Annotated in this window: 19 protein-coding genes and 1 CRISPR repeat array; of the genes, 3 read left to right on the top strand and 16 right to left on the bottom strand. The window is 66.6% G+C overall.

Going from position 1 to position 24629, the window contains the following annotated elements:
* Positions 1–6 precede the first annotated feature (6 nt).
* The 7 genes from rsrA to QN206_10330 form a co-directional block, all read right to left on the bottom strand.
* On the bottom strand, positions 7–258 hold the full coding sequence (rsrA, locus tag QN206_10360) for a mycothiol system anti-sigma-R factor (protein ID MDR7615210.1): 252 nt from the start codon (positions 256–258) through the stop codon (positions 7–9).
* Positions 258–938 (bottom strand): sigma-70 family RNA polymerase sigma factor, encoded by a 681-nt coding sequence (locus QN206_10355; protein MDR7615209.1) that lies wholly within the window; start codon positions 936–938, stop codon positions 258–260. The genes rsrA and QN206_10355 overlap by 1 nt, the downstream gene beginning before the upstream one ends.
* 74 nt (positions 939–1012) lie before the next feature.
* Positions 1013–1471 (bottom strand): Rrf2 family transcriptional regulator, encoded by a 459-nt coding sequence (locus QN206_10350; GenBank protein ID MDR7615208.1) that lies wholly within the window; start codon positions 1469–1471, stop codon positions 1013–1015.
* Positions 1468–1863 carry a M67 family metallopeptidase gene (locus QN206_10345; protein MDR7615207.1) on the bottom strand — a complete coding sequence of 132 codons (396 nt, stop codon included), beginning with the start codon at positions 1861–1863 and terminating at the stop codon, positions 1468–1470. Before QN206_10345 ends, QN206_10350 begins: the two co-directional genes overlap by 4 nt.
* 15 nt (positions 1864–1878) lie before the next feature.
* Positions 1879–2817, bottom strand: coding sequence for a cysteine synthase (locus tag QN206_10340; GenBank protein MDR7615206.1), 939 nt, complete (start codon positions 2815–2817; stop codon positions 1879–1881).
* 4 nt (positions 2818–2821) lie between these two features.
* A complete protein-coding gene (locus QN206_10335) occupies positions 2822–3673 on the bottom strand; it encodes a hypothetical protein (protein MDR7615205.1) in 852 nt (283 codons plus the stop codon).
* Positions 3670–3948 (bottom strand): ubiquitin-like small modifier protein 1, encoded by a 279-nt coding sequence (locus QN206_10330; protein MDR7615204.1) that lies wholly within the window; start codon positions 3946–3948, stop codon positions 3670–3672. Before QN206_10330 ends, QN206_10335 begins: the two co-directional genes overlap by 4 nt.
* Before the next feature lie 111 nt (positions 3949–4059).
* On the opposite strand from QN206_10330, the gene QN206_10325 reads away from it, so the two are divergent.
* Together QN206_10325 and QN206_10320 are read left to right on the top strand one after the other, a co-directional pair.
* Positions 4060–6471 carry a LuxR C-terminal-related transcriptional regulator gene (locus QN206_10325; protein MDR7615203.1) on the top strand — a complete coding sequence of 804 codons (2412 nt, stop codon included), beginning with the start codon at positions 4060–4062 and terminating at the stop codon, positions 6469–6471.
* Positions 6472–6620: 149 nt separating this feature from the next.
* Positions 6621–7628 carry a plastocyanin/azurin family copper-binding protein gene (locus QN206_10320; GenBank protein ID MDR7615202.1) on the top strand — a complete coding sequence of 336 codons (1008 nt, stop codon included), beginning with the start codon at positions 6621–6623 and terminating at the stop codon, positions 7626–7628.
* A gap of 16 nt (positions 7629–7644) precedes the next feature.
* On the opposite strand, the gene lipB is transcribed toward QN206_10320, so the two are convergent.
* The 9 genes from lipB to QN206_10275 all read right to left on the bottom strand — a co-directional run bounded on the left by lipB (position 7645) and on the right by QN206_10275 (position 17137).
* Positions 7645–8352: a lipoyl(octanoyl) transferase LipB gene (lipB, locus tag QN206_10315; GenBank protein ID MDR7615201.1), complete on the bottom strand. Its 708-nt coding sequence runs from the start codon at positions 8350–8352 to the stop codon at positions 7645–7647.
* A gap of 71 nt (positions 8353–8423) precedes the next feature.
* Positions 8424–9455 (bottom strand): ABC transporter ATP-binding protein, encoded by a 1032-nt coding sequence (locus QN206_10310; GenBank protein MDR7615200.1) that lies wholly within the window; start codon positions 9453–9455, stop codon positions 8424–8426.
* A gap of 91 nt (positions 9456–9546) precedes the next feature.
* Complete coding sequence (locus QN206_10305; GenBank protein ID MDR7615199.1) at positions 9547–11118, bottom strand: iron ABC transporter permease; 1572 nt, start codon at positions 11116–11118, stop codon at positions 9547–9549.
* Positions 11119–11124: 6 nt separating this feature from the next.
* Positions 11125–12105 (bottom strand): iron ABC transporter substrate-binding protein, encoded by a 981-nt coding sequence (locus QN206_10300; protein MDR7615198.1) that lies wholly within the window; start codon positions 12103–12105, stop codon positions 11125–11127.
* A gap of 114 nt (positions 12106–12219) precedes the next feature.
* Positions 12220–12888 (bottom strand): metal-dependent transcriptional regulator, encoded by a 669-nt coding sequence (locus QN206_10295; protein ID MDR7615197.1) that lies wholly within the window; start codon positions 12886–12888, stop codon positions 12220–12222.
* 53 nt (positions 12889–12941) lie between these two features.
* Positions 12942–14303, bottom strand: coding sequence for a TrpB-like pyridoxal phosphate-dependent enzyme (locus QN206_10290; GenBank protein MDR7615196.1), 1362 nt, complete (start codon positions 14301–14303; stop codon positions 12942–12944).
* Positions 14266–14940, bottom strand: coding sequence for a hypothetical protein (locus QN206_10285; GenBank protein MDR7615195.1), 675 nt, complete (start codon positions 14938–14940; stop codon positions 14266–14268). The genes QN206_10290 and QN206_10285 overlap by 38 nt, the downstream gene beginning before the upstream one ends.
* Positions 14937–16280, bottom strand: coding sequence for a S41 family peptidase (locus QN206_10280; protein MDR7615194.1), 1344 nt, complete (start codon positions 16278–16280; stop codon positions 14937–14939). The genes QN206_10285 and QN206_10280 overlap by 4 nt, the downstream gene beginning before the upstream one ends.
* Before the next feature lie 47 nt (positions 16281–16327).
* Complete coding sequence (locus QN206_10275; GenBank protein ID MDR7615193.1) at positions 16328–17137, bottom strand: SAM-dependent chlorinase/fluorinase; 810 nt, start codon at positions 17135–17137, stop codon at positions 16328–16330.
* Between the two features lie 163 nt (positions 17138–17300).
* On the opposite strand from QN206_10275, the gene QN206_10270 reads away from it, so the two are divergent.
* Positions 17301–18836: an ABC transporter substrate-binding protein gene (locus tag QN206_10270; protein MDR7615192.1), complete on the top strand. Its 1536-nt coding sequence runs from the start codon at positions 17301–17303 to the stop codon at positions 18834–18836.
* Positions 18837–18847: 11 nt separating this feature from the next.
* A CRISPR array of direct repeats spans positions 18848–24614; the repeat unit is 30 nt; unit sequence GTTTCAATCCCTCGTAGGTAGGCTCCGAAC.
* Positions 24615–24629 lie beyond the last annotated feature (15 nt).

The raw sequence follows: 24629 nt of genomic DNA, 5'->3' as shown, positions 1-24629 counted from the left end.
GCGCAGCTACCCTTCGCGGGCGGTGAGCCGGGCGATGAATCGGATCACGCGGCGGCGGACGATCTCCGGAGCGGGCTCCTGGCAGCACCGGCGGACGAAGTCGCGGAGGACCCCCTCGAACCGGTAGTGCGCCCAGCACTCCGGGCACCGCTCCAGGTGCGCCCGGAGCTCCTGGCAGGCGCCGTCATCGAGCTCCCCGTCCAGGAACGTCCAGAGCCGTTGTGCGAACTCCCGGCAGTCCAAGACGCTCGCCCCCACTACCCCTCGGCCGCACCGGCCTCTGATGAGGCGGATGGGCCCGCCGAGATCCGATGGTGGGTCCGCACGTAGTCCCACAGCTTCTTCTGCAGCAACCTCCGGCCCCGGAAGAGGCGGGACATGACGGTCCCCACGGGGATCCCCAGGATGTCCGCGATCTCTTTATACGAGAAGCCCTGCAGGTCCGCGAGGATCACCACGCGGCGGAAGTGCTCGGGAAGGCTCTCCAGGGCCTCCCGCACCTCGTGCTCCATGATGCGCTCCAGCAGCCTCTCCGGGTCTCCCGCCCCCCGTAGCTGCTCGGACTCCTGCACCTTGGTGTACAGGTAGAACTCGCCCACGTCCTCCACGTCGCTCAGCTCGGGTTCCCGGGTGGCCTTGCGGTACCGGTCGATGTGGGCGTTCATCAGGATGCGGAACAGCCACGCCCGGGCGTTGGTGCCCTCCTCGAAGGTGTGGTAGGACCGCCACGCCTTCAGCAGGGTCTCCTGCAGCAAGTCCTCCGCATCCTGACGGTTCCGGGTGAGCCGGAGGGCCGCCGCGTAGAGGGCGTCCAGGTGCTGGGCCACCATCTCCTCGAACCGCTTGCGGCGCGCGACGGTGTCTGCGGGAGGGGATGTTCCCACATCCCGGTGCACCGTCCAGGACTCCTGCTCCGGTTTCGTCAACGGCTTCCCCATCTTCCGGATTTCCCATCCTCCCGGCCCATTATACCCCACGCGTCCGGTGGGGGTACGGATCGGGTTTGCGGGGCCTAGACGCGGGTGGAGGGGCGGAGCCTGCCGCGATCCGGCTGGGCTGGGAGGAGGGGACGCGGGAGGAGGTCGGCGAGGGTGGTGGTGCGGAGGACGTGCTCTGTTGCCTCCTTGATCCGCTGCCACAGGGGCCGCAGGCCACAGCCGAGCGCGAAGGCGCAGTTGGGATCGGAGGTGTCCACGCACTCCCAGGGCGAGGGAGTGCCCTCCAGGGCAAGGAAGACGTCCGCCAGGTAGATCTCCTCCGGCGGGCGGCTCAACAGGTGTCCCCCGCCAGGCCCCCGCTTGCTCACCACGAGCCCCGCCCGCCGCAGGGCACTGAGGATCTGGTTGAGGTAGGGTTCCGGGAGTCCCTGGCGGCGGGCGATGTCGTGGGTCTGCACCGGCCCCAGAGCCTCGAACATGGCGAGGTCGATGAGGGCCCGGATGCCGTACTCCGCCCGTGTGGAAACCCTCATTCCACCCTCACGTCCTCTTCCGTGACCCGGCCGTCCTGGATCCGGAACGCCCGCACCGAAGGAGGGTCCTCCTGGAGGGAGATGATGACGTATGCCGCCTCCGGATAGTACGCCCGGGCCACATCCGTCCTTGAGGGGTAGGCGGGAGACGCAGGATGGGAGTGGTAGATCCCCACCAGCTCCAGGCCCGCGGCCTCCATCTCCCGGAACGCCCGCAGCAGCTCCGCGGGGTCCATCTGGTAGGAAAAGGGACTCCGATGCACGTTCGTCCCCCGCCAGATCCGCTCCACCCGTCCGTCCCGGCCGAAGAGCAGCCCCACGCACTCGTTCGGGGCTTCCGCCCGGGCGTGGGCCACCATCTCCTCCAGGTGATCGGCTCGGATCCTCAACATCACTTTACTCCCCTTTCACAGATCCCGCCAGAGCGGGGTGGTGAGGTACCGGTCCCCCCCGTCCGGGGCCAGGACCACCATCACGGCCTCTTCCAGTTCCCGGGCCACCTGCAGGGCCGCGGCCATGGCCGCCCCTGTGGACGGTCCCACGAACAGGGCCTCCTCCCGGGCCAGCCGCCGGGCCATCTCGTACGCGGCCTCTGTGCTCACCCCGATCTTCCGGTGGTGGACCGTGGGATCGTAGATCCCGGGCCGGATCGAGCTCTCGATGTGCTTGAGGCCCTCGATGGCGTGGAGGGGGCTGTCGGGCTCCACCGCGATGACCTCCACGTCCGGGGAGAACTCCCGCAGCCGCCGGCCCACCCCGGTGACGGTGCCCGTGGTCCCCAGGGTGCCCACGAAGTGGGTGATGCGTCCCTCCGTCTGCGCGATGATCTCCGGGCCCGTGGTGTCGTAGTGGGCGCGCCAGTTGGCGGGGTTGTTGTACTGGTCCGGCTTGTAGTACCGGTCGGGGTCCTGGGCGTAGATCTCCCGCGCCAGGAGGATGGCGCCGTCGGACCCCTCCAGGGGATCCGAGAAGACGATCTCCGCCCCGTACGCCCGGATGCGGCGCTTGCGCTCCTCGCTGGCGTTGGCGGGCATCACGAGCTTCACCCGGTAGCCCTTCACGGCCCCGATCATGGCGTAGGCGATGCCCGCGTTGCCGCTGGTGGAATCCAGGATGATCTTGTCGGGGGTCAGAAGCCCCGCCCGCTCCGCCTCCTCGATCATCCGAAGCACGGGCCGGTCCTTCACGGATCCCCCCGGGTTGAACCACTCCGCCTTGATGTAGATCTCCACCCCCGGGGGCAGATCCTGGGAGATCCTGCGCAGGCGCAGCAACGGCGTGTTTCCGATCCGGTTCAGCAGGTCCTCGCCGATCTGGGGTTTCGCGGAGACGAACCGGTACGCCATGGCCTCACTCGTCGAACAGGAACGTGGGCTCCGCGTAGTACCGCACCTGGTGGGTGCGCACCTTTTCCCGCATCCACCTCTCCAGCCACGCCTGGAGGGATGGGAGGGGATCTTCCCGGAGCATCCGCTCCAGGGGCATGTTCACCCGCAGGGCCCGTCCCGGAATCACGTGCCGCGTGATCCCTGTAGGGAGCTTCAGGCCGTTGTGCGCCATCTCCAGGATCTCCCGCTTGGCAAACGTGGGGAAAACCACCAGCATGCCCACCTCCCCGTACTCCCGGGCCAGGACCTCGGGATCCTCGCCCAGGACCCGGTGGATGCGGGCGGTACCCTTATACGCGGCCACGAGGGCCCGCAGCCGTGCGACGTCCTCCAAGAGGTCGGCGCCGCGCGGAAGCCCGAGGGTGCCCTCGGGTCGCCACATGTACGCCAGGATCCGTCCCTCCTCCAGGGCCCGCACCGCCTCCCGGTGCTCCATCCGCTCCACGGGCATCAGCTCCCGGAGGCGGTCTTCCAGGTCCGGGGGAACCTCCGTGACCAGGTGCCGCCAGGTGCGGAGTTCCACCGCGGGATCCTCGTAGTCCACCCGCTGCAGGAGGACGTAGCAGGCGCCCAGTTCCCGCAAGGCCTCCGTGCGGTTGGCACCGTCCAGGACCACCGCCCGGGATCCCAGCCGCGCGGCGATGGGCGGATTGCGGAGGACCCCCTCCTCCCGCAGGCGCTCACACAGACGCGCCACCCGTTCGGGATCGCACTCCTCGTGCAGCAGGACGTCCTCCGTGGGCACGAAGGCCAGGTCCGGGAAGGCCCGGTGGATCGCCGGGAGCAAGCCCGCGGAACTCTCTCCGCCCGTCACCGCTTGCCTCCCGCCATGGCGGGGATGATGGACACCTCATCCTCCGGGCCCACGAGGGTCTTGCGGCCCTGGAGCGCCCGGATCTCCGTGCCGTTCACGAACACGTTAATGAAGGCCTTCACCTCGCCCTGTTCGTCGCAGATCTGGGCCCGCAGCCCGGGGAACTGGGCGTCTAGGGCATGGAGCACCTCCTCCACGGTACCGGGCGGCACCTGGACCCGGGCCTGGCCGTTCGTCAGCCGGCGCAGGGGCGTGGGAAGGTAGACGATCGGCATGGGTTCACCTCCGGTCCTAACGCTCCGGAAGCAGTCTACCACGGACTCCCGGTCCCGTGCGGGTGGCAGGAATCGGTGCCCCGGGATGGAAGCTCCATCCGAGGGCGAGGTTTGAGACGCATCCGGATCCCCGTGCCCACCACGCCCCTCGTGGGGCGCAAGGGAGAGGTCATGCAGGTCTGCACCCTCCTCATGGAGTCCAGGGTGCGGCTGCTGACCCTGACGGGGCCGCCCGGGGTGGGGAAGACCCGGCTCGCGGTGGAATGCGCCCACGGCTGCGCGGGAGCGTTCCGGGACGGCGTCGGCTTCGTGGACCTGGCCCCCGTTTCGGATGCCTCCTTGGCCGTGCCGACCGTCGCCCGGGTTTTGGGCGTGCGGATTCCCCCGGGGCAACCGCCCGTGGAGTACCTCGGCACGGCCCTGTGGAAGAAGCGCCTGCTGCTGGTGCTGGACAACTTCGAGCACCTGGTGGCGGCTGCCTGGGAAGTGGCGCGCCTGCTGGAAGCGACAGGAGGCCTGCAGGTGCTCGTCACCAGCCGGGAGCCCCTGCGGTTGCGGGGCGAACACCGGTTTCACGTGGCCCCCCTCGAGGTGCCCGACCTCCGCGGCCTCTCGAGGGTAGACCGCCTCCTCAGGGTCCCCTCCGTGGCCCTCCTCGTGGACCGCGTGAGGGCCGTAGACCGGGCTTTCCGGCTCGATGCCCGGAACGCCCGGGCGGTGGCCGAGCTGTGCGTGCGGTTGGACGGGCTTCCCCTGGCCCTGGAGCTCGCGGCCGCGGCGTTCGCCTCGCTCCCCCCTCAGGCCGTCCTGGAGCGCCTGGACCACCGGCTTTCGCTGCTCGACCGGGCGGCCCGGGATCTCCCGGAGCGCCACCGGACCCTGCGGGCCGCCATCGGGTGGAGCTACGCCCTGCTCCCGCCCGACCTGAAGCGGGTCTTCCGCCAGCTCGGAGTGTTCCGCGGCGGCTTCACCCTGGAGGCAGCGGCGGCGGTTTGCGGGGTGCCTGAGGAGGGGATGCTGGAAGCACTTGCCGCTCTCCTGGACAAGAGTCTATTGGATCGGGATCCCGCCGCACGGCACATGCGATTCCGCATGCTGGAGTCCATCCGGGAGTTCGCCCTGGAGCAGCTCGGGCTGAGCGGGGAGGCCGAAGCGGTGGAAGTCCGACACGCCCACTTCTTCCTCGCGTTCGCGGAACAGGTCGATGCAGGCCTTGCGGGTCCCGTGCAGGCCGAAACCCTGGACCAGCTGGAGGCCGAGCACGACAACTTGCGGGCGGCGATCCAGGCTTTCCTGAACCGCGCGGACACCTCCTCCGCCCTCGCCCTCGCGGCTGCCCTCGGGGAGTTCTGGGCCCTGCGCGGGCACTGGGTCGAGGGCCGGATGTGGCTCCGACGCGTCCTGGATCTGGGGGAGGGGAAATCGATTCCGCGGGCTCGGGCCCTGCGGGCCCTGGCGTTACTGGCCTGGGTGATGGACGACCTCGGGGTGGCCGAGGATCAGGGACGGGCGGCCCTGGAGGGGTTCACCGCGGCGGGGGATGCGCTTGGAATTGCCTCCACCTCGAGGATCCTCGCCCACGTGGCCCTGGCCCGGGGGGACTACCGCCGCGCGGCTTCCTACCTGAAGGAGGGACTGCGGCGCTACCGGGGGACGGGTCATCCCTGGGGCGTGGCGATCTCCTGCTCCAGCCTCGCGCTGGTGGCGCTCGCGAAGGGAAAGCCGGAAAAGGCCCGAAGCCTCCTCCTGGAGGCCATGGCCCTGTACCGGCAACACGGGGATCCATGGGGCATGGCGGTGTGCCTCCAGGAGATGGGCCAGGCCGCCCACCAGCTCGGCCGATACGAGGAAGCCCACAACCTCCTGGAGCAGGGCCTTGGGCGGTTCCGGGATCTGCAGGACAAGATCCGGATCGCAGAGACGCTGGCGGATCTCGGGGCGGCTGCTCGGGCCATGAACCGGGGGAGGGACGCCGGGCGGATGTACCGCGATAGCTTAGCCCTGCGCTGGGTCCTGGGATCCCGGAGGGGCGTTGCGGAGTGCCTGGAAGGACTTGCCACGCTCGCAACGGATCCCCGGGCCACGGCGCGGTGGCTGGGGGCGGCGGAGGGCCTGCGAAGCCAGGTGGGCGCCCCACCGCCGGTCCCCCAACGCGCAGTCATCGAGGCCGCCTCCCACCGGGCCCGTGCGGCCCTGGGTGCGACCGGATTTGAGGCGGAACGCGTCAAAGGAAGCACCCTTCCCCTCGCGGAGGTGATCCGGGAGGCCCTTGAGGAGAGGTGGAACATGCGCCTCTCCCCGCGGGAGCGACAGGTGGTGGGCTGGATCGCCCACGGGCTCACGAACCGCGACATCGCCGCAGAGCTCGGGGTCTCCGAGCGCACGGTCGATACCCACGTGCTGCACATTCTCAACAAACTGGGTTTCCGGTCCCGGGCCCAGATCGCCGCATGGGCCGTGGAGCAGGGGATCGCCTCCTCCACGGACGCCGCGTACGATGGGGGAGGGGCGGCCGGGAGGTAAGTTCGGGCCATCCGTCCGCCCTTCCGCCGTACGCTCCCACCACCATCTGGGTTCCCGGGGGATATCCGCCTTTTTACGGATGCCGGAGGGGCAGGCCGCGGTTACGCTCCACATCAGAGGCCTCGAAAAACTTCGGAGGGGGTGTTGGTATGGGGCAAGGGGGGCGTGTTCTCGCGGGGGTCGCCGTCGCGGCCCTCGTCCTCGTGGCAGGACCAAGGGTCGGAGCCCAGGCCCGTACCTGGACGGTGATCGTGGGAGGGATGACGCAGGACGGCAGCGTGTGGTCCAACGCCTTCCACCCGCGGGTGGTGGACATCACGGCGGGCGATACGGTGGAGTGGCGGTTTGAGGGCTTCCACAACGTGGCCTTCGCGGGCGGAGGGCAGCTCCCGCCTCTGGTCGTGACGGAGGGCAAGGCCGCATACATAAACCCGCAGGTGGCCTTCCCCGTGGGCCCGGCGGAGTACGACGGACAGGGCTACCGGAACTCCGGAGTCCCGCCGGAGGATCCGAAGGCATGGGCCGGCTACCGGTACCGCCTGCGCTTTACCAGACCCGGGACCTACGTCTACACGTGCATCGTGCACGGCCCGGCCATGTCCGGGGTCGTCCGGGTCCACCCGGAGGGAACCGTGCTCCCCCGGGATCCGGCCGCGGTGCTCCGCCAGGGTCGGCAGGAGCAGCGGGCCACCTTGCAGGCCGGGAGACAGGCGCTGAGCCGCCTGCGGACTGAGGTGCGCGGGAACGGGGAGGTTCGGGTGTCCTTGGTGGGCAACGCCCAGGGCGGTTACTCGTTGATGCGGTTCACCCGGGCACCCCTCGTGGTGCAGCGCGGGACCACCGTGACCTGGGAGATGCGGGACCCCTTCGAGATCCACGCGGTGACCTTCGTGGGAAGCGAGAAAGTGCCGCCGTTCGTGGTTCCGCAGCCGCAGGCCTCTGGCCCGCCCAAGCTCCTTCTCAACCCCAGGGTGGCCGCACCCACCCCACAGAAGGAGTACGCGGGAAGCGGCTACGTCAACTCCGGGATCCTGGTGCCCCTGGGCGCTCCGGGACCGCGCAGCTACAGCCTCCGGTTCATCCGGACCGGCACCTACACCTACTGGTGTCCCATCCACGCCATGGTGGGGATGAAGGGCACGGTGGTGGTCCGGTAAGGCGGGGGACTCCCCTTCACCCGGTGACGGGTAGGAGAGTGGCTTGGGGCCACGGGAGGCGGTCGAGGGGGAGGGGTTCCAGGGCCACGTGGAACACCTCCCCAAAGGCCCGTGCGTAGGCCTCCCGTACCTCTTCCAGGGGCACGGGGCGTCCCAGGAGCTTCTCCACGGAGGTGGGCGTGTACCCGATGCCGCAGGGGTTGATGACCCGGAAGTGATCGAGGTCTGTGTTCACGTTCAGGGCGAACCCGTGCATGGTCACCCGACGTTTGACCGCCACCCCCACGGCCGCGATCTTCTCCTCTCCCACCCACACGCCGGGGAAGCCCGGACGCCGCGTGGCCTCGATGCCGTACGGGCGCAGGGCCCGGATCACGGACTCCTCCAGCATGCGCACGTACCCCACGACGTTCTCGCCGTACCCCCGCAGGTCCAGGATGGGATAGCCCACGAGCTGTCCGGGGCCGTGGTACGTCACACTTCCGCCCCGCTCGATGTCGAACACCCTGAACCCCATGCGTTCCAGCCTCTCGCGGGGGATCGGGAGGTGTTCCGGCTTGGTGGCCCGGCCGCAGGTGATGACGGGCGGGTGTTCCAGCAGGAGCAGGACGTCCGGAACCTCTCCCCGCTGGCGACGGGACACCAGTTCCCGCTGGAGTTCCCAGGTGGACCCGTAATCCGCAAGACCCGGGAGGTCCACGCGCCAGACGGTCCGTGACGGCACGGCCTCGGGCCTACCGCGGGAGTTCACCGGGGCTCCGCAGGGATCCGCCATCCCTTTGCCCGCACGCGGAGCTATTCTACCGGGAAAACCACGGGCCGGTGAGAGACGGGTTCGAGCCGTACCCGGGTACCGGGAGGAAGCGCCCGGGAGCCGCCGAGGCTCGCTCGCACCAGGGCGCCGGAAGGGAGCCGCACGTCGTAGAGGCTCTCCGCCCCGCGGAAGTGCCGGTCCACCACCACGCCGGGACCCTCCGGATCCGGGACCAGGCGCAGGTCCGATGGACGGAGCATCAGCTCCACCCGGGTCCCCTCGGGGAGCCCGTTTCCGGGGAACCGGCCCAGTTCCGTGAGGATGGCGTGGGCCTCCACCCGGCCCGGCAGGAAGGTCGCCTCCCCGATGAAGTCCGCCACGAACCGGCACGCGGGCGCGTGGTAGATCTCCTCCGGAGCCCCCACCTGCCACAGACGGCCCCGACTCAGAACGCCGATGCGGTCCGCCAGGGCGAAGGCCTCCTGCTGGTCGTGGGTGACGAAGAGGGCGGTGATCTCCGACTCCTTCACGATGCGCCGCAACTCCGCCCGCATGCGCTTGCGGAGTTCCGCGTCGAGGTTGCTGAGGGGCTCGTCCAGGAGCAGAAGGCGCGGCCGGGGCGCCAGGGCCCGGGCTAGGGCCACCCGCTGCTGCTCCCCGCCCGAGAGCTCATGCGGGTAGCGGTCCGTGCATTCGGACAGGCCCACGAGCTCCAGGACCTCCGCCACCCGCTCCATGGCCTGCCGCCGTCCCCACCCCCGCAGCCCGAAAGCCACGTTCTCCGCGACCCGCAGGTGGGGGAAGAGGGCGTAGTCCTGGAAAACCAGCCCGATCCCCCGGGCTTCAGGAGGCACCCATCGGGATCCGGAAACCACCCGGCCGAAAAGCTCGATCTCTCCGGCATCCGGCCGCTCAAGCCCCGCCACGAGCCGAAGCGTGGTGGTCTTGCCGCATCCGCTGGGCCCCAGCAGGACAAAGAGCTCCCCCTCGTAAACCTCCAGCGTGAGGTTCCGGACGGCCTCCACGGAACCGTAGCGCTTCGTCACACGGTGCAGCCGGACCCCGACGGCCACGGAAGCCTCCTCGCCCTCCCGGAGGGGGCAAAATTAGGCTAGTCTAATTCCCCCTTACCCGTCAATCCTATTCGCACCGTACGGGGTTTCCTTATCTCCCCCGCTCGGTTCGCATCAGGATCCCCACAGCCGCGGCGCCCAAGCCGATCATGGCGAGGCCGTAGGGTGCGGCCCGCTCGAACATGGCGTCGCTCGCATATCCCCAAACCCGCACCGCCAGGGTGGTGTACCCCGGAGGGGAGAGGAGGGTGGTGAGGGCCAGATCCTTGGCGGCGGAGAGGAACACCAGGGCGAAGCCGGCCAGGAGTCCGGGGCGGAGGAGGGGGAGGGTAACCCGGAAGAACGTGGAGAGGGGGCCGTAGCCCAGGGAGCGGGCGGCCTCTTCCAGGCGAGGGGGTGCCTGGTAGAGTCCGGCCCGGACGGGGCCGATGGCCTCGCTGAGGAAATGCAGGCCTGCCGCGGCTACGAGGAGGGGAAGGGTCTGGTAGAGGGCGGGCGTGGTTCGGAGGGCGAAGAAGACGACCGCCAGGGCAAACGCGAGGGGAGGGGTGGCGTATCCGAAGTAGGCCACCCGTTCCGCAGCGGCACTCGCGATCGAAGGGTATCGGACACTCCAGTAGGCGATGGGGAGGGCCAGACCCACCGCGAGAAGGGCCGCGGGTGTTGCAAGCCGCAATGTGCCCGCTAGTGCTTGGGCGATCTCCGCTTCCATCCCGGGGGCTCGAAGCATCCAGTGCGCGAGCACCACGACCGGCACACCCACGCTCGCCAGGCCCAACCCGAGGGCGTACCCGTAGGCGGCCCACCGCCAGGGGCCGAGGGCCGTCCTGCGGGGTGCCCGTTGGGCGCCGGCTCCCGTACGGGCCAGGCGCAGGCCCCTCACCACGCGCGCCTCTCCCCACAGCAGGCCCGTCACGAGGCCGATGAGCAGGAGGGCAAGCCAAGCCGCGTACGTGCGGTCGAAGGCCGCGCTGTACTGCAGGTAGATGGCGTAGCTGTAGGTCTCGTACCGCAGCAGTCCTACCGTGGCGAAATCCGCCAGCGCGTGGATGGCCACCAGGAGCCCTCCCGCGGAGAGGGCGGGCCGGAGCTGCGGCAGCACCGACCGGACGAACGCCGTCCACGGCCCGTATCCCAGACTCCGGGCGGACTCCTCGAGGCTGGGATCCACTCCCCGGAGGGCGGTGCGGAGGTTCAGGAACGCGTAGGGGTACAGGAACAGGGAGAGCACCACCGTTGCCCCCCAGTACCCGCCCGGCCTCGGCACCGGTACTCCGAGAACCGCTTCCAGAGTCCCTCCGGGGCCCGTGGCCGCCAGAAACGCGTACGCCCCCACGTACTCGGGGATCGCGAGCGGAAGGGTTCCCACGAGGGCGGTGAGGAGCGGGGGGAGGTCGGAGCGGACGTCGAGGAGCGCGAGGGGGAGGGCGAGGAGGAGGCTCCCTCCCACGGTTCCCCCGGCCAGGAGCAGGGTATTCCAGAGGAGGAGGGCGTTGCGGGGAGAGAGGACCGCCTCCCGAAGCACGGAGGGCTCCGCCTCCAGGGCCCGGAGGATCAGGTAGGCGAGGGGGACGAAAATCCCTGCCGCGACCAGGAAGGCCGGGGCAGGGAGGAGCCAAGGGACAGGTTTCCGGGAGGGAGCTTCCCGCGCCGCGACCTGCATCCGCGCCTACAGCACCCCTACCTCCCGCAGCAGCCTCAAGGTGCCTTCCAGGTCCCGCAGCGCCTCGAAGTCCATGCGGGGGCTGCGTCGGATGGCCTGATCGAAGGGCAGAAGCGCAGGCGAGAGGATCACGCCCCGCACCACCGGGTACTCCAGGTGCTCGTTGGCCCAGAACTGCTGGATCTTCTGCCCGAGTAGGTATTCCAGGAACCGGGCTGCGACCGCGGGGTTGCGGCTCGTCCGGAGGATCCCCGCTCCGGTCACGAGCGCCAGGCTCCCCACGTCGCCGGGTGCGAAGTGGTGCGCGGCCACGGGATAGCCGAGGCGCACGAACCGCGCCACGTAGTAGTGGTTGGTGAGGGCCACGTCAATCTCCCCGGCCCGGATGGCCTCGATCATGGGCGGGTTGCTGGTGTACGCCTTGGGTTCCAGAGCCTTCATGGCCTCCAGCCACGCCCGGGTCCGCGCTTCCCCGTGGATCACCCGCATGGCGGTGATGAAGTCCTGGAAGCTGGAGTAAGGGGGCGTCCATCCGATCCGCCCCCGCCACCGGGGATGGTGGGGGAGCTGCAGGACGCTCGTGGGGAGCTCCTCCGGCCTCACCCGGGCCGGGCTGTAGGCGAGCACCCGGAGTCGGACCGTGAGGGGGATCCACCGGCGGTGCCGGGGGACGAACGCCACGGGCCTGCGGCTCAGGCTTTCCGGAAGAGGGACCAACAGCCCGGCCTGGACCGCGGCGCCCAGAGCCCCGGAGGTGTTCGCCCAGTAGACGTCCGCAGGGCTGCGGGCCCCCTCTTCCTGTAACGCGGCCAGCAGCTCCGCGTCCCGGCCGAACCGGACCTGCACCCGGATCCCCGTCTCCCGCTCGAACTCGCGGACCGCGGGCTCCACGAAGGCCTGCCCCCGACCCGTGTATACCGTGAGGCCCGGGGTCTGGCCCGTGGCCCCTGCCCCAAGCACCAGGACAACACCGATCACCAGGAGCATTACCCGCCGCACAGTACCCCCTCCAAAGTTGACTAAATTGCTTAAGAACGTTTTTAGGCTAACCTTACCCACGCAGGTTGTCAATCCTTCGGAGACAGTATTGGGGAAGTAAACTCAGAGGAGGCGGACCCGGACGCGGGAGGCGGCCAGGGGTCCGATGGCCTTCCAGACCCCGTTCACCTCGAAGAAGATGGGGCCGCTGTAGGGGGCGACCTCGTTTACGAGGATCCGGGTTCCGGGCACCAGTCCCAGGGAAGCCAGATACCGCACCAGCTCCGCGTCCTCTTCCGGAATGGCGGCCACCTCCGCCCGGTCCCCGGGCCGCAGATCCCCGAGGGTGGTGGTCGGGATCTCCTCAAGGGTGCCGTCGGGCTGTGGGATGGGCTGGCCGTGGGGGCAGTGGGTGGGATGGTGGAGCACCTTCTCCAGCCGGGCCTCCACCTCCGGGCTGATGACGTGCTCCATCTTGCACGCTTCCTCGTAGACCCGGGGGAGCTCCAGGCCCAGGATATCCGTGAGCAGCCGCTCCGCAAGCCGCAGCCGCCGGACCACCCGCACCGCCACCTCTCGCCCTTCTGGGGTGAGGACGACCCCGTCCTCGGTGCCCCGCACATACCCCTGTTGCTCCAGTCGCTTGAGCATCTCGCTGGCGGAGGGCACCGAGACCCCCATGAACTCCGCCACCTTGGAGACCGTGGCAGGCGGGGCGGTCTGCTGGATGGAGAACACCGCCTTCAGGTACATCTCCATCCGCTCGGTCTTCGCGATGTCATGCGTGGTCACCGCTTCCCCCTCACCGCCACGATAGCACGGGCCACGGCGGGATGGTGGTGTTCCTAGGGCTGGAGCGGGGCGAGCGCCGCGATGGCCCGCTGGACTTCCTCCTCCGGGTACTCGAAGTCCGGGAGCTTGCCCGCGAGGTACTGCTCGTACGCCGCCAGGTCGAAGTGTCCGTGCCCGCTGAGGTTGAAGAGGATCACCTTGCTTTCCCCCGCCTCCCGGCACCGGATGGCCTCCTGGATGACGTGCCGGATGGCGTGGGCCGGCTCCGGCCCCGGCACGATCCCCTCGGTCCGCGCGAAGAGCACCGCGGCCTCGAACACGGGGTTCTGCGGGTAGGCGTACGCCTCGATGAGGCCCCGGTCGTACAGCAGGCACACCAGGGGCGCGTCCCCGTGGTACCGAAGCCCGCCCGCGTGGATGGGCGCGGGGATGAAGGTGTGCCCCAGGGTGTACATCTTGAGGAGGGGCGTGGTGCGGGCGGTGTCCCCGAAGTCGTACAGGTACTGTCCCTTGGTGAGGGTGGGGCAGGCGGTGGGCTCCACCGCCACGATGCGCACCTCCCGCCCCCGCAGCTTATCCGCCATGAAGGGGAACGAGAGCCCCGCGAAGTTGCTGCCGCCCCCGATACACCCGACCACCACGTCCGGGTATTCGTCCAGCAGCTCCAGCTGCCGCTTCGCCTCCAGTCCGATCACCGTCTGGTGCATGAGCACGTGGTTCAGCACGCTCCCCAGGGAGTACTTCGCGTCGTCGTGGGTGGCCGCGTCCTCCACCGCCTCGCTGATGGCGATGCCGAGGCTACCGGGCGAATTCGGATCCTGCGCCAGGATGGCGCGACCTGCCTGGGTACGGGAACTGGGGCTCGGGAGCACCTCCGCGCCCCAGGTCTCCATGAGCACCCGGCGGTACGGCTTCTGCTCGTAGCTCACCCGCACCATGTACACCGTGCACTCCAGCCCGAACATCCGGCACGCCCAAGCCAGGGCCGAGCCCCACTGCCCGGCGCCCGTCTCCGTGGTGAGGCGGCGCACGCCGCTTTGCTTCGCGTAGTAGGCCTGAGCGATGGCGGTGTTGGGCTTGTGGCTGCCCGGCGGGCTTACCCCCTCGTACTTGTAGTAGATGCGGGCCGGTGTCCCGAGCGCCTGCTCCAGCCGCCTTGCCCGGTATAGCGGGGTGGGGCGGTACAGGGCATAGATCTCCCGCACGGGCTGTGGGATCTCCACCCACCGCTCCGTGCTGACCTCCTGCAGGATGATCTCCTGGGGGAAGATGGGTTCCAGATCCGCGGGCCCCACGGGCTGCTTTGTGGCGGGGTGCAGCACGGGTGGGGGAGGCTCCGGGAGGTCCGGGATGATGTTGTACCACGCCTGCGGGATCTCACTCGGCGGAAGGACCACCCGCGTCGCGTCCCTCATGTGCGCCACCTCCGGAGTTTTGGGGGGGATTCGACGGAGGGGAACCGGATTCCTCGTGGAGCGATAGGATCCCCCGTGCCCGGGCCACGAGGAGCGGAAGAGGGTCGGGGGTCAGGGTCTGGGGAGGGATTCCCAAGCGCTCCACCGCCTGGAAAGCCTCCTGAGTCGTTGCGCCTCCCGCTCCGCCCATCTCCAGCTCCCCCATCCACCCCAGACCCTCCACCTGTTCCAGGGCCACGGAGAGCGGCCCCATGTCCCACTTGTGGCCGTCCCTCTTCACCACGGAAAACCACGGCGAAAACCCCAAATCCTCCAACAACCGCGTGCACACCTCCCGCGGCCCCGCGTACAGCCGCACCTTCCCTTCCGGGTACCACGAGCGCTTGAAGGGCAACACGCCCTCCCGCACCACCTCCACGTGGCTGAACAGCACCTCGCACCCTTCCCGGGGCTTGTGGTGCTCCCGCAGCCGGATGCTCCGGGTGAGGAGGTCCCAGGACCGGGTGTTTGGCCGGTAGATGAGATCCGTCAGGGCGTAGCGAAACCGCAATCTCCCCCCAAGCCGCGCCACCTTCCCGGAGAATTCCTCGGGGTCCGGGACCGGGAAGCGGACCTCAAGCTCGAACTTCCCCCTCACGGGGTCGGCCCTGCGGCCAGACGTCGCGAGATCTCCACGTGGCCCCGCACGAACTGGGCATCCACCCCCCGATCCAGATCCTCCAGGGCGAGGTCTACCTCCACGTCCGGCTTCAACCCGTTCTTCTCCAGCACAGCCCCCCGGGGTGTGTACAGACGCGCGATGGCCACCGTGACCCCCGCGCCGCCGGGGAGGGGAACCGTGATGCTGATCAACACCGCCCCCGCGGTGCGGGTGCCCACGAGGGTCCCTCGACCGTGCTCCTGGAGGGCCGCGCTCAGCAGCTCCGCGGCGGAGGCGGTGTCCTCGTCCACCAGCACCACGAGCGGCACGTTCGGAGGGAGAACCCGGGGCCCCCGGGTGAACTGGGTGGTCCGGCCCTCCGCCCGGGATTCCGTGGTGTAGAGGGGGAGCCCCGGCCCCAGGAGGTAGTCCGCCACCCGGTTGAGCTCCGCTACGAATCCGCCGGGATTGCCCCGGAGGTCCAGGAGCAGGCCCCGGATTCCCCCCCGCAGGAGATCCTGGAGGGCCTGCCGCAGCTGGAAGCTGCTGCCCTGTGTGAACTGGCTGAACCGGAGGTAGCCCACCTGTCCTGGAAGGACCCGGGTCTCCACCGTGGGCACCACGATGGGCGCCCGCACCACGGAGAAGGTCAGAGGTACAGGGAACCCGGGCCGCCGCACGGTAAGGGTCACCGGGGTCCCGCCGGGACCCCGGATGCGGCCCGAGACGTCCTCGCTGGTCATCCCCTCCGTGGATTGCCCATCGATGGCGAGGATGCGGTCGAAGTCCCGCAGGCCTGCCAGCTCCGCGGGACTTCCCGGAAAAACCCGCCGGACGTAGAACCGCCCGGACTTCGCGAGGAGGAGGATCCCGATGCCCGTGTACCCCGCCTCGTTGAACTGCTGGCGCCTGCGCTCCTCCATCTCCTGTGGGGAGAGGAATCCCGTGTGGGAGTCGCCGAGGCTGGAGGCCATGGCCCGGGCCGCCGCGTACTGCAGCTCCACTTCGGAGATCCGGCCGCTCGCCCGCGCCGCGGCCTCGTCGAACCGTTGTTGGAACTCCTCCCGGGCCAGGACGAAGTCCGTGGCCCTGATGTCCGGGATCTCCACGGAGATCCCCGCTCTTCGCAGGGCCTCCCGTACGCCCTCCAGGGCCGCCCGAAGCAGCTGGACGGGATCGGGCTCATCCACGTGGCGCTGCGCCAGCGCGTTGAGGGTGGCGTAGACCAGCGAAGCATCCGCGGCCCGGGCCGGCGTGTAAGCAGGGAAGCCCGCCAAGCCCACCGCCACCGCCAGGACTACTGCGATCCGTACGACCCGCACCTTCCACCCCCGCATCTCAGCCTTCCTCCTCGTCACCTTGCTTCACCGAAAGCACCCCATCGTCACGATCCTGTGGACGACGGCCCGCGGGGGGCGAGGGAGACGGGATCTCCCGGCTGCGCTCCCAGCCGTTCCAAGGCGCTTCCCTCCCGCACCGCGAGCTCCACGAACCCGTCGCTTCCCACGAGCACCAAAAGCTCCCCCCGCTCCCCCTCCCCGTACGTCCGCACCCGCCTCACGGGGTACCTCCGACCGGCCACCACCACTTCCAGTCTTTCCGGAAGGCCCGCAAGCCAGGTGCCCGGGAGGTTCGTGGCGAGGTTTCCGAACGGGTCCACGGCGAGCACCTCTCCCCGGAGAACCTCTTCCGAGCGACTCGCAGAACCGAGGGGAAGCTCTACGGGGTCTTCCACCCTCGGCCCCACCGCCTCGAACGGGAACCCCAGAGCAAGCCACCGGGCCGCGGGCGCGAAGAGATCCCGGCCGTGGAAGGTGGAGGAGACCTCCAGCCGGCGGAGATCTGGGTGCAGGATCTGCCGGATCTCCGGCAATCCCACGGCCCGGGCCGCGGGCAGAAGTAAGCCGTTGTCCGGCCCCACGAACATCATCCCCCCGGACCGGATGGCGAGCGCCCTGCGTTCGGTTCCCACCCCTGGGTCCACCACCGCCACGTGCACCGTGCCCTCGGGAAAGGCCGTGCAGGCGGCCCGGAGGAGGTAGGCGCCCCGGCGCACGTCGTGTCGGGGGACGCGGTGCGTGATGTCCACCACACAGATGGACGCTCCGAAGGTGGGGGCGCACAGCACCGCCCGCACCTCCGCGGGGTAGGGGCTGTCGTCCCCGAAGTCCGTGAGCAGGGTCACGAGCGGCATCCCGTCGTCCCCCGGTCCTTTCTTCACCGAATGTAGCCGTTTCAGCTACCCGGTCGCCAGCCCGGAGCGCCTTGACAAAATGGCGCTCGCCCAGTAAAGTTTTCATAATTCGGTGATATTCGGATCGGCACCCTCGATCACAACCTCCGGGGGGTGGGCAAGAATGCTTCGGTACGCGAGAGTTACCCTAGGCGTCCTCCTCATCCTGGCCTTGGGACTGGGTGGCTTTGCGGGCCCTGCGGTGCAGAAGCCGCGGGGAGGGGTCATCCGTGTGGCGGAGCTCGCCCCCGGGGGACCCATCGGGACGCCTTGGAACATGCCCATCTTCGGGATCCTCGCCGCCATCCCGGTCTACGAGACCCCGGTGTGGGTGGATGCATGGAACCGGGTGCATCCCAGGTTGGCGGAGCGGTGGGAGGTGACTCCTGATCGGAAGGGCCTGATCCTGCGGCTGCGACGGGGCGTGCGGTTCCACGACGGGACCCCGATGGACGCCGCGGCGGTCAAGTTCAGCCTGGAGGAGAGCCTCAAGGCCCGTCGCCTCCCCACCTACATCGAGTCCGTGGAGGCCTTGGATCCCTACACGGTACGGCTGAACCTCTCGCGGTGGGACAACGGGATCTATCTCGCCCTCTCGGGAAGCGGAGCCCTCATCGTCTCCCCCACCAACGTCCGGCGGCTGGGCCCGGAGCGGGCCCAGTGGCAGCCGGTGGGTACAGGTCCCTTCCGGATCACCCGGTACGACCCCAGCGCGCACGCGGACTACGTGCGATTTGCCCAGTACTGGGACCAGCCCAAACCGTATCTGGATCGCATCGAGATCCGGTTCTTCCCCACGGAGCAGCCCCTGGTCCTCCAGGCCGCCCTTCTGGCGGGACAGCTGGACATCGCGCGGATCCGAGACCGCCAGATCCTTGATCAACTGCGGCAGACGGGAAGGTTTGAGATCGTCGCCGGACTGCCTTCCCGCTCGGTCCTCATGCTGGTCCCCGACAGCGCGAACGCGGACTCCCCCTTTGCGGATCCGCGGGTCCGGGAAGCCGTGGGGTACGCGTTGAACCGGGAAGCCCTGGCGCGGGCCCTGGAGGGGGGTGCCCCGGAGCCCTGGAACCAGATCGCGGTTCCGGGCAGCCCCGCGGTCCTCAACGACTACCGTGGCCCCACCTACAATCCGCAGCGGGCAAAGGAGCTGTTGGCCCAGGCCGGGTATCCGAACGGCTTCAGCACCCGGCTGATCCCCGCGTGGTACCTGGACCGGGACGTGGGAGTGGCCCTGCAGCAGGCCCTGGCGCAGGTGGGGATTCGGGCGGAGCTGGAGCTGCCGCAGATCGGCCGCTATGTGGAGTACCAGCGGAAGGGTTGGCGGGGACTCCTGGTGCACCGCTTCGGCTACTTCCCGAACTTCAACAGCTACGTGAGCTTCTACCTTGGGGATACTGCCGCGGAGGTTTGGGCCAGCGTGAAGCGCCCGGAGGCCCTGCAGAAGCTTTTGGAGGAGTCCGCGGGGACTCTGACCCCGCAGCGCCACAAGCTCCAACAGCTCCACCGGCTGCTCCTTCAGGACCACACCGTGATCCCTGTGTACACCCACCCTGGGACCCAGGTGGTGATCCGAAAGGGGATTCACGATACGGGACACCTACAGGGGAACACCTGGCCCTTCTGGAAGCCCGCGGAGGTGTGGATGGAGCGACGGTAGCCGGAAGAACCGTTTCAACCCCCGTAAGGTAGGTTCCGAACTTGGATCTCACCCCCTGCGAGTGCAGGGGGTGAGAGGTGTTTCAATCCCTCGTAGGTAGGCTCCGAACTTTCCCGCTCGTCGTACAATAGTGTGAGAAGACCATGTTTCAATCCCTCGTAGGTAGGCTCCGAACAGACCGGACGAGTCCACCCCCGCCACGACCCGTAAGGTTTCAATCCCTCGTAGGTAGGCTCCGAACGGCGTTATCTGACGCCCAGCACTCGTCCCGACAGTAAGTTTCAATCCCTCGTAGGTAGGCTCCGAACCTGCTGAGTGTCCAGGTCCGTCGTGCGGACAGTTTCGTTTCAATCCCTCGTAGGTAGGCTCCGAACAACGAAGAGCAAATTCGACAGGCATAAGAGACGCTAGTTTCAATCCCTCGTAGGTAGGCTCCGAACGCGAGTCGCGGTACGCCCGGGGCGCTGGCACTACGTCGTTTCAATCCCTCGTAGGTAGGCTCCGAACTTCACTGATCGTCAGGACTATCCCCCCCGCTGCTACGTTTCAATCCCTCGTAGGTAGGCTCCGAACGGCACGTCAGGGTATACGACGCACGCTGGCTGGAGTCGTTTCAATCCCTCGTAGGTAGGCTCCGAACGCCATCATCGCCGCCGCCAACCCGCCCGAAATGGCGGGTTTCAATCCCTCGTAGGTAGGCTCCGAACCTACCAGGTCGGCAGCATCTACCGCCGACCCGCCGTCTGTTTCAATCCCTCGTAGGTAGGCTCCGAACGCTCACGTGACACCTGCCTGACACCTCTTCCGCCCAGTTTCAATCCCTCGTAGGTAGGCTCCGAACGCCCGGGTCTGGAGTTCATCTCCTGGGCCCGGGAAGGTTTCAATCCCTCGTAGGTAGGCTCCGAACCACCCTGTGGAGCATCACGGTTCGTAGCCCCTACTAGTTTCAATCCCTCGTAGGTAGGCTCCGAACATTGCGTAGTAGAAGAGTACGACGAAAATGCGCGCCTCCGTTTCAATCCCTCGTAGGTAGGCTCCGAACGCGGATGGGGACATCGCGTACGTTGTACGCCTGGCCCGGGTTTCAATCCCTCGTAGGTAGGCTCCGAACAGTCTCCCCTAGGACCCGAGACGGCCCTCGGACCCTGTTTCAATCCCTCGTAGGTAGGCTCCGAACCCGCAGCAGGTTTCTCGCCTCCTGCGCGGCGGCGGGTTTCAATCCCTCGTAGGTAGGCTCCGAACGTGGTCGTGCTAATCGGGGATGGAACAGCGCCCGAGGTTTCAATCCCTCGTAGGTAGGCTCCGAACGCGTCAGGGCCGAGCAGTCGGTCCTGTGGGCCATCGTTTCAATCCCTCGTAGGTAGGCTCCGAACGAATGAAAGCTGGGGAGGTGACGCTCGTGAACGACTACGTTTCAATCCCTCGTAGGTAGGCTCCGAACCTTCGTGCTGGCCGTCCCGTACCGCGCGCGCAGGATGGTTTCAATCCCTCGTAGGTAGGCTCCGAACTAGCCATGGCCGTCGGGCAGGGGCTGCACGTCCTCCAGTTTCAATCCCTCGTAGGTAGGCTCCGAACAGGACCCGGACGGCTCTGGATCCTGGGGGAGACCCCGTTTCAATCCCTCGTAGGTAGGCTCCGAACCTACCGTGGAGAAGCGGTGGTTGTACACCGCTTCCGGTTTCAATCCCTCGTAGGTAGGCTCCGAACATGAACTCAAACTAAGTGATGAGGACAAAACAAACCTGGTTTCAATCCCTCGTAGGTAGGCTCCGAACCCGGGCGCGCTGGGGAGAGCTGCACTACCAGGCCTTGTTTCAATCCCTCGTAGGTAGGCTCCGAACGTGTCCTGGGAAGCCTGCATGCCGCCGAGCCGGTCGGTTTCAATCCCTCGTAGGTAGGCTCCGAACCTGTGGTCCCTTGTCCCCGTTGAGCGCCCCGGGCTGTTTCAATCCCTCGTAGGTAGGCTCCGAACCCTCTGGCCGGCTGCCCGGAGGATGCCCGCCACCTCGGTTTCAATCCCTCGTAGGTAGGCTCCGAACTTGGCGGCGTTGGAGGCTAGTGCGTCTCGTGCTCGAGTTTCAATCCCTCGTAGGTAGGCTCCGAACCGAGGCGGCGCGGTTTGCGCCGCTTTTGAAGGAGGCGTTTCAATCCCTCGTAGGTAGGCTCCGAACCTCATCCGCCAGCTCATGGGCGTCGTGCGTGAGCTGAGTTTCAATCCCTCGTAGGTAGGCTCCGAACGCACGTCTCAGACGTGCGCCCACGTATCGCACGACCGTTTCAATCCCTCGTAGGTAGGCTCCGAACGCGCCCTGTCGAAGAGGAGCTACCGCTGCTCCTCCAGGTTTCAATCCCTCGTAGGTAGGCTCCGAACTTCTGGGTTCCAATTCATACCGAGGATTCCCTTACATGTTTCAATCCCTCGTAGGTAGGCTCCGAACGCGGGAACAAATTGCGGCATATTTTCCTGTTTGAGTTGTTTCAATCCCTCGTAGGTAGGCTCCGAACGGCGTGGGGGCAGAGGGTAAGTTCAACACGATCTCCTGTTTCAATCCCTCGTAGGTAGGCTCCGAACTAGTGGAGGAGGCCCACTACTGGGCCTCCATCCGGCGTTTCAATCCCTCGTAGGTAGGCTCCGAACTCCGCCAGCAGGCCTCTGCCGTTGAGGCGCTCCGAGGTTTCAATCCCTCGTAGGTAGGCTCCGAACCCCAGACTCCCCTCCCCCGAGTTCGTGTGTTTAAACGTTTCAATCCCTCGTAGGTAGGCTCCGAACGCTGAATAATACGTGAAAGATTCGTCTGGAGCATACTTCGTTTCAATCCCTCGTAGGTAGGCTCCGAACTAGATCATATCCGAGTGCCCCAGAATAGCGATCGCGTAGTTTCAATCCCTCGTAGGTAGGCTCCGAACCTTCGCGCCTGCAATGGCCAATGCTCGCATCGTCGTCGTTTCAATCCCTCGTAGGTAGGCTCCGAACAGGCCGTGGACAAAGCGATCCTGTTCAATTCCCAACCGTTTCAATCCCTCGTAGGTAGGCTCCGAACGCGGTTCTATCGGTGCACAGCCACAGACCTTGAACATGTTTCAATCCCTCGTAGGTAGGCTCCGAACGATAACTCAAAAATCACCTTGAGAGGAGGTGAAGGGGAGTTTCAATCCCTCGTAGGTAGGCTCCGAACCCCCTGCAGGGGCACCAGCACGTACTGCTCATTGTCGTTTCAATCCCTCGTAGGTAGGCTCCGAACAAATGCCGCGAGTCAAAGTCTACGAACCTCAAACCAGTTTCAATCCCTCGTAGGTAGGCTCCGAACCAGTACCCACTCGGGTAAGTCGCTGACATCGACCTGCGTTTCAATCCCTCGTAGGTAGGCTCCGAACGCGGGGTGGCGCCCGAGTGGGCAAAGACTGTGACCATGTTTCAATCCCTCGTAGGTAGGCTCCGAACGAGCGTATGTGCCCGTTCCACTACGCGACTGCGATCAGTTTCAATCCCTCGTAGGTAGGCTCCGAACCGCTTCCCGCAGCCGGTCGCCCTCCGTTACTACCGGGTTTCAATCCCTCGTAGGTAGGCTCCGAACGGAATAAGTACTCCTCGAGGAAGAGGAATAAGAGTCAGTTTCAATCCCTCGTAGGTAGGCTCCGAACGCTATTACGCTTACGCTGACTGCGCTTTAGGGCTCTTTGTTTCAATCCCTCGTAGGTAGGCTCCGAACTTTGTGCGTTTTGTGTTTTGTGTGTTTCTGTGTGCGGTTTCAATCCCTCGTAGGTAGGCTCCGAACGCTGGTGGGAGTTCTACCACCCTACTCCTGCCCCCAGCGTTTCAATCCCTCGTAGGTAGGCTCCGAACTGGGGAAGCAAGGTTTGTTCCTGCCGCGAATTTGCGGGTTTCAATCCCTCGTAGGTAGGCTCCGAACCCACCAGTAACGCCAGGGTGGTCACCTGGCGGGAACGTTTCAATCCCTCGTAGGTAGGCTCCGAACCCAGGTTCTAGGAAAGACCAAACTAAGGGGAGGTGAGTTTCAATCCCTCGTAGGTAGGCTCCGAACGTGGTGATTTACTACCGAGACGGCCGCGAGGAAGTGTGTTTCAATCCCTCGTAGGTAGGCTCCGAACGGGACCTCGATGGCAGCCTCGTTGCTCTTCAACTGCAGTTTCAATCCCTCGTAGGTAGGCTCCGAACGAAAGAAATGTTAGCGGAGGTGGATTCATGAAATTTGTTTCAATCCCTCGTAGGTAGGCTCCGAACGAGGTTGGTTACAAGCGTCCTTAAGGAGGTGAAGCCAGTTTCAATCCCTCGTAGGTAGGCTCCGAACGTGGAAGCCCGAGGGCGTCAGGGTAGACCGCTCCAGGTTTCAATCCCTCGTAGGTAGGCTCCGAACGCCGCGCGCTCGAGGATGAGCGCGTCCAGGCGGAGTGTTTCAATCCCTCGTAGGTAGGCTCCGAACCAGCGTCATGCAAACGGAAAACGTGCTGACGCCCCTGCGTTTCAATCCCTCGTAGGTAGGCTCCGAACGGAGAAGACCTGGCAGTAATTATCGCATTTGTAATCGGTTTCAATCCCTCGTAGGTAGGCTCCGAACTGATTCGATTCAAGGTTGCAGGAATTGTGGGTGGGGAGTTTCAATCCCTCGTAGGTAGGCTCCGAACCTCCTTAACAATACTACGCCGACCGCCCTTTCCCTTGTTTCAATCCCTCGTAGGTAGGCTCCGAACGGAAAACGCGTCTGGATCCCGTGGTCCCCGAAGACCAGTTTCAATCCCTCGTAGGTAGGCTCCGAACCCCCCGAAAATGATGGATTCACGATCGATGACCTGGGGTTTCAATCCCTCGTAGGTAGGCTCCGAACCTCGGCTGAGGTTCGGGTCGAGTTCTCCCACACGACGTTTCAATCCCTCGTAGGTAGGCTCCGAACGCTCGGCCGAGAGGGCAGCATCGAGGGCCTCCCCGAGTTTCAATCCCTCGTAGGTAGGCTCCGAACCCGGGGTGACCGGGTGGGCCGTCTTCCCACAGTTCCGTTTCAATCCCTCGTAGGTAGGCTCCGAACGTCTGCGCGCAGGACGGGATCTAATTCTGGTTCGAACGGTTTCAATCCCTCGTAGGTAGGCTCCGAACAGGGAAGACCCCCGACCCCCCCTTGCGTAGGGGAGTCGTTTCAATCCCTCGTAGGTAGGCTCCGAACCCGCAGAAGTGTACAACCATCGCTTCTCCGCCCCGGGTTTCAATCCCTCGTAGGTAGGCTCCGAACGACCCGCGAATACATCATCCACCCCAGCCCAGCACGCGTTTCAATCCCTCGTAGGTAGGCTCCGAACCCGGTCGGGTTATCGCGATCGGGGAGGCCCTCGATGTTTCAATCCCTCGTAGGTAGGCTCCGAACCGGTACTCTCCTACTCAGCCGACTCGCCCGCTCCCACGTTTCAATCCCTCGTAGGTAGGCTCCGAACTGTGTCGTACATCCCGTTCACCTCCTTCTTTTATTTTTGTTTCAATCCCTCGTAGGTAGGCTCCGAACACCATGCGAGCCGCGCCCTGGCGGTAGTCCTCCAGGGGTTTCAATCCCTCGTAGGTAGGCTCCGAACGAGGAAGAAGAAGAGGAGGAAGAGGAAGACTATTTTGGTTTCAATCCCTCGTAGGTAGGCTCCGAACTCCGACGAGATGCTCGCCACCGCCGTGCGCGAGGTGGGTTTCAATCCCTCGTAGGTAGGCTCCGAACCCCTGACCCCCTGCCAACCCCGACCCCCGCGTGCAGGGTTTCAATCCCTCGTAGGTAGGCTCCGAACTTAAAGGCGGGGAGA

Source organism: Armatimonadota bacterium, from assembly GCA_031460175.1.
Lineage (GTDB): Bacteria > Sysuimicrobiota > Sysuimicrobiia > Sysuimicrobiales > Sysuimicrobiaceae > Sysuimicrobium > Sysuimicrobium tengchongense.
Note: the sequence above shows the minus strand (reverse complement) of the source record. Positions and strands in the feature narration are given on the sequence as shown.

What these genes read in the sequence shown, in the direction of transcription:
- QN206_10355 (MDR7615209.1), bottom strand. Translation starts at nt 938, where the DNA reads ATGGGGAAGCCGTTGACGAAACCGGAGCAGGAGTCCTGGACGGTGCAC.
- QN206_10350 (MDR7615208.1), bottom strand. Translation starts at nt 1,471, where the DNA reads ATGAGGGTTTCCACACGGGCGGAGTACGGCATCCGGGCCCTCATCGAC.
- QN206_10345 (MDR7615207.1), bottom strand. Translation starts at nt 1,863, where the DNA reads ATGTTGAGGATCCGAGCCGATCACCTGGAGGAGATGGTGGCCCACGCC.
- QN206_10340 (MDR7615206.1), bottom strand. Translation starts at nt 2,817, where the DNA reads ATGGCGTACCGGTTCGTCTCCGCGAAACCCCAGATCGGCGAGGACCTG.
- QN206_10330 (MDR7615204.1), bottom strand. Translation starts at nt 3,948, where the DNA reads ATGCCGATCGTCTACCTTCCCACGCCCCTGCGCCGGCTGACGAACGGC.
- QN206_10320 (MDR7615202.1), top strand. Translation starts at nt 6,621, where the DNA reads ATGGGGCAAGGGGGGCGTGTTCTCGCGGGGGTCGCCGTCGCGGCCCTC.
- QN206_10305 (MDR7615199.1), bottom strand. Translation starts at nt 11,118, where the DNA reads ATGCAGGTCGCGGCGCGGGAAGCTCCCTCCCGGAAACCTGTCCCTTGG.
- QN206_10300 (MDR7615198.1), bottom strand. Translation starts at nt 12,105, where the DNA reads ATGCTCCTGGTGATCGGTGTTGTCCTGGTGCTTGGGGCAGGGGCCACG.
- QN206_10290 (MDR7615196.1), bottom strand. Translation starts at nt 14,303, where the DNA reads ATGAGGGACGCGACGCGGGTGGTCCTTCCGCCGAGTGAGATCCCGCAG.
- QN206_10280 (MDR7615194.1), bottom strand. Translation starts at nt 16,280, where the DNA reads ATGCGGGGGTGGAAGGTGCGGGTCGTACGGATCGCAGTAGTCCTGGCG.
- QN206_10275 (MDR7615193.1), bottom strand. Translation starts at nt 17,137, where the DNA reads ATGCCGCTCGTGACCCTGCTCACGGACTTCGGGGACGACAGCCCCTAC.
- QN206_10270 (MDR7615192.1), top strand. Translation starts at nt 17,301, where the DNA reads ATGCTTCGGTACGCGAGAGTTACCCTAGGCGTCCTCCTCATCCTGGCC.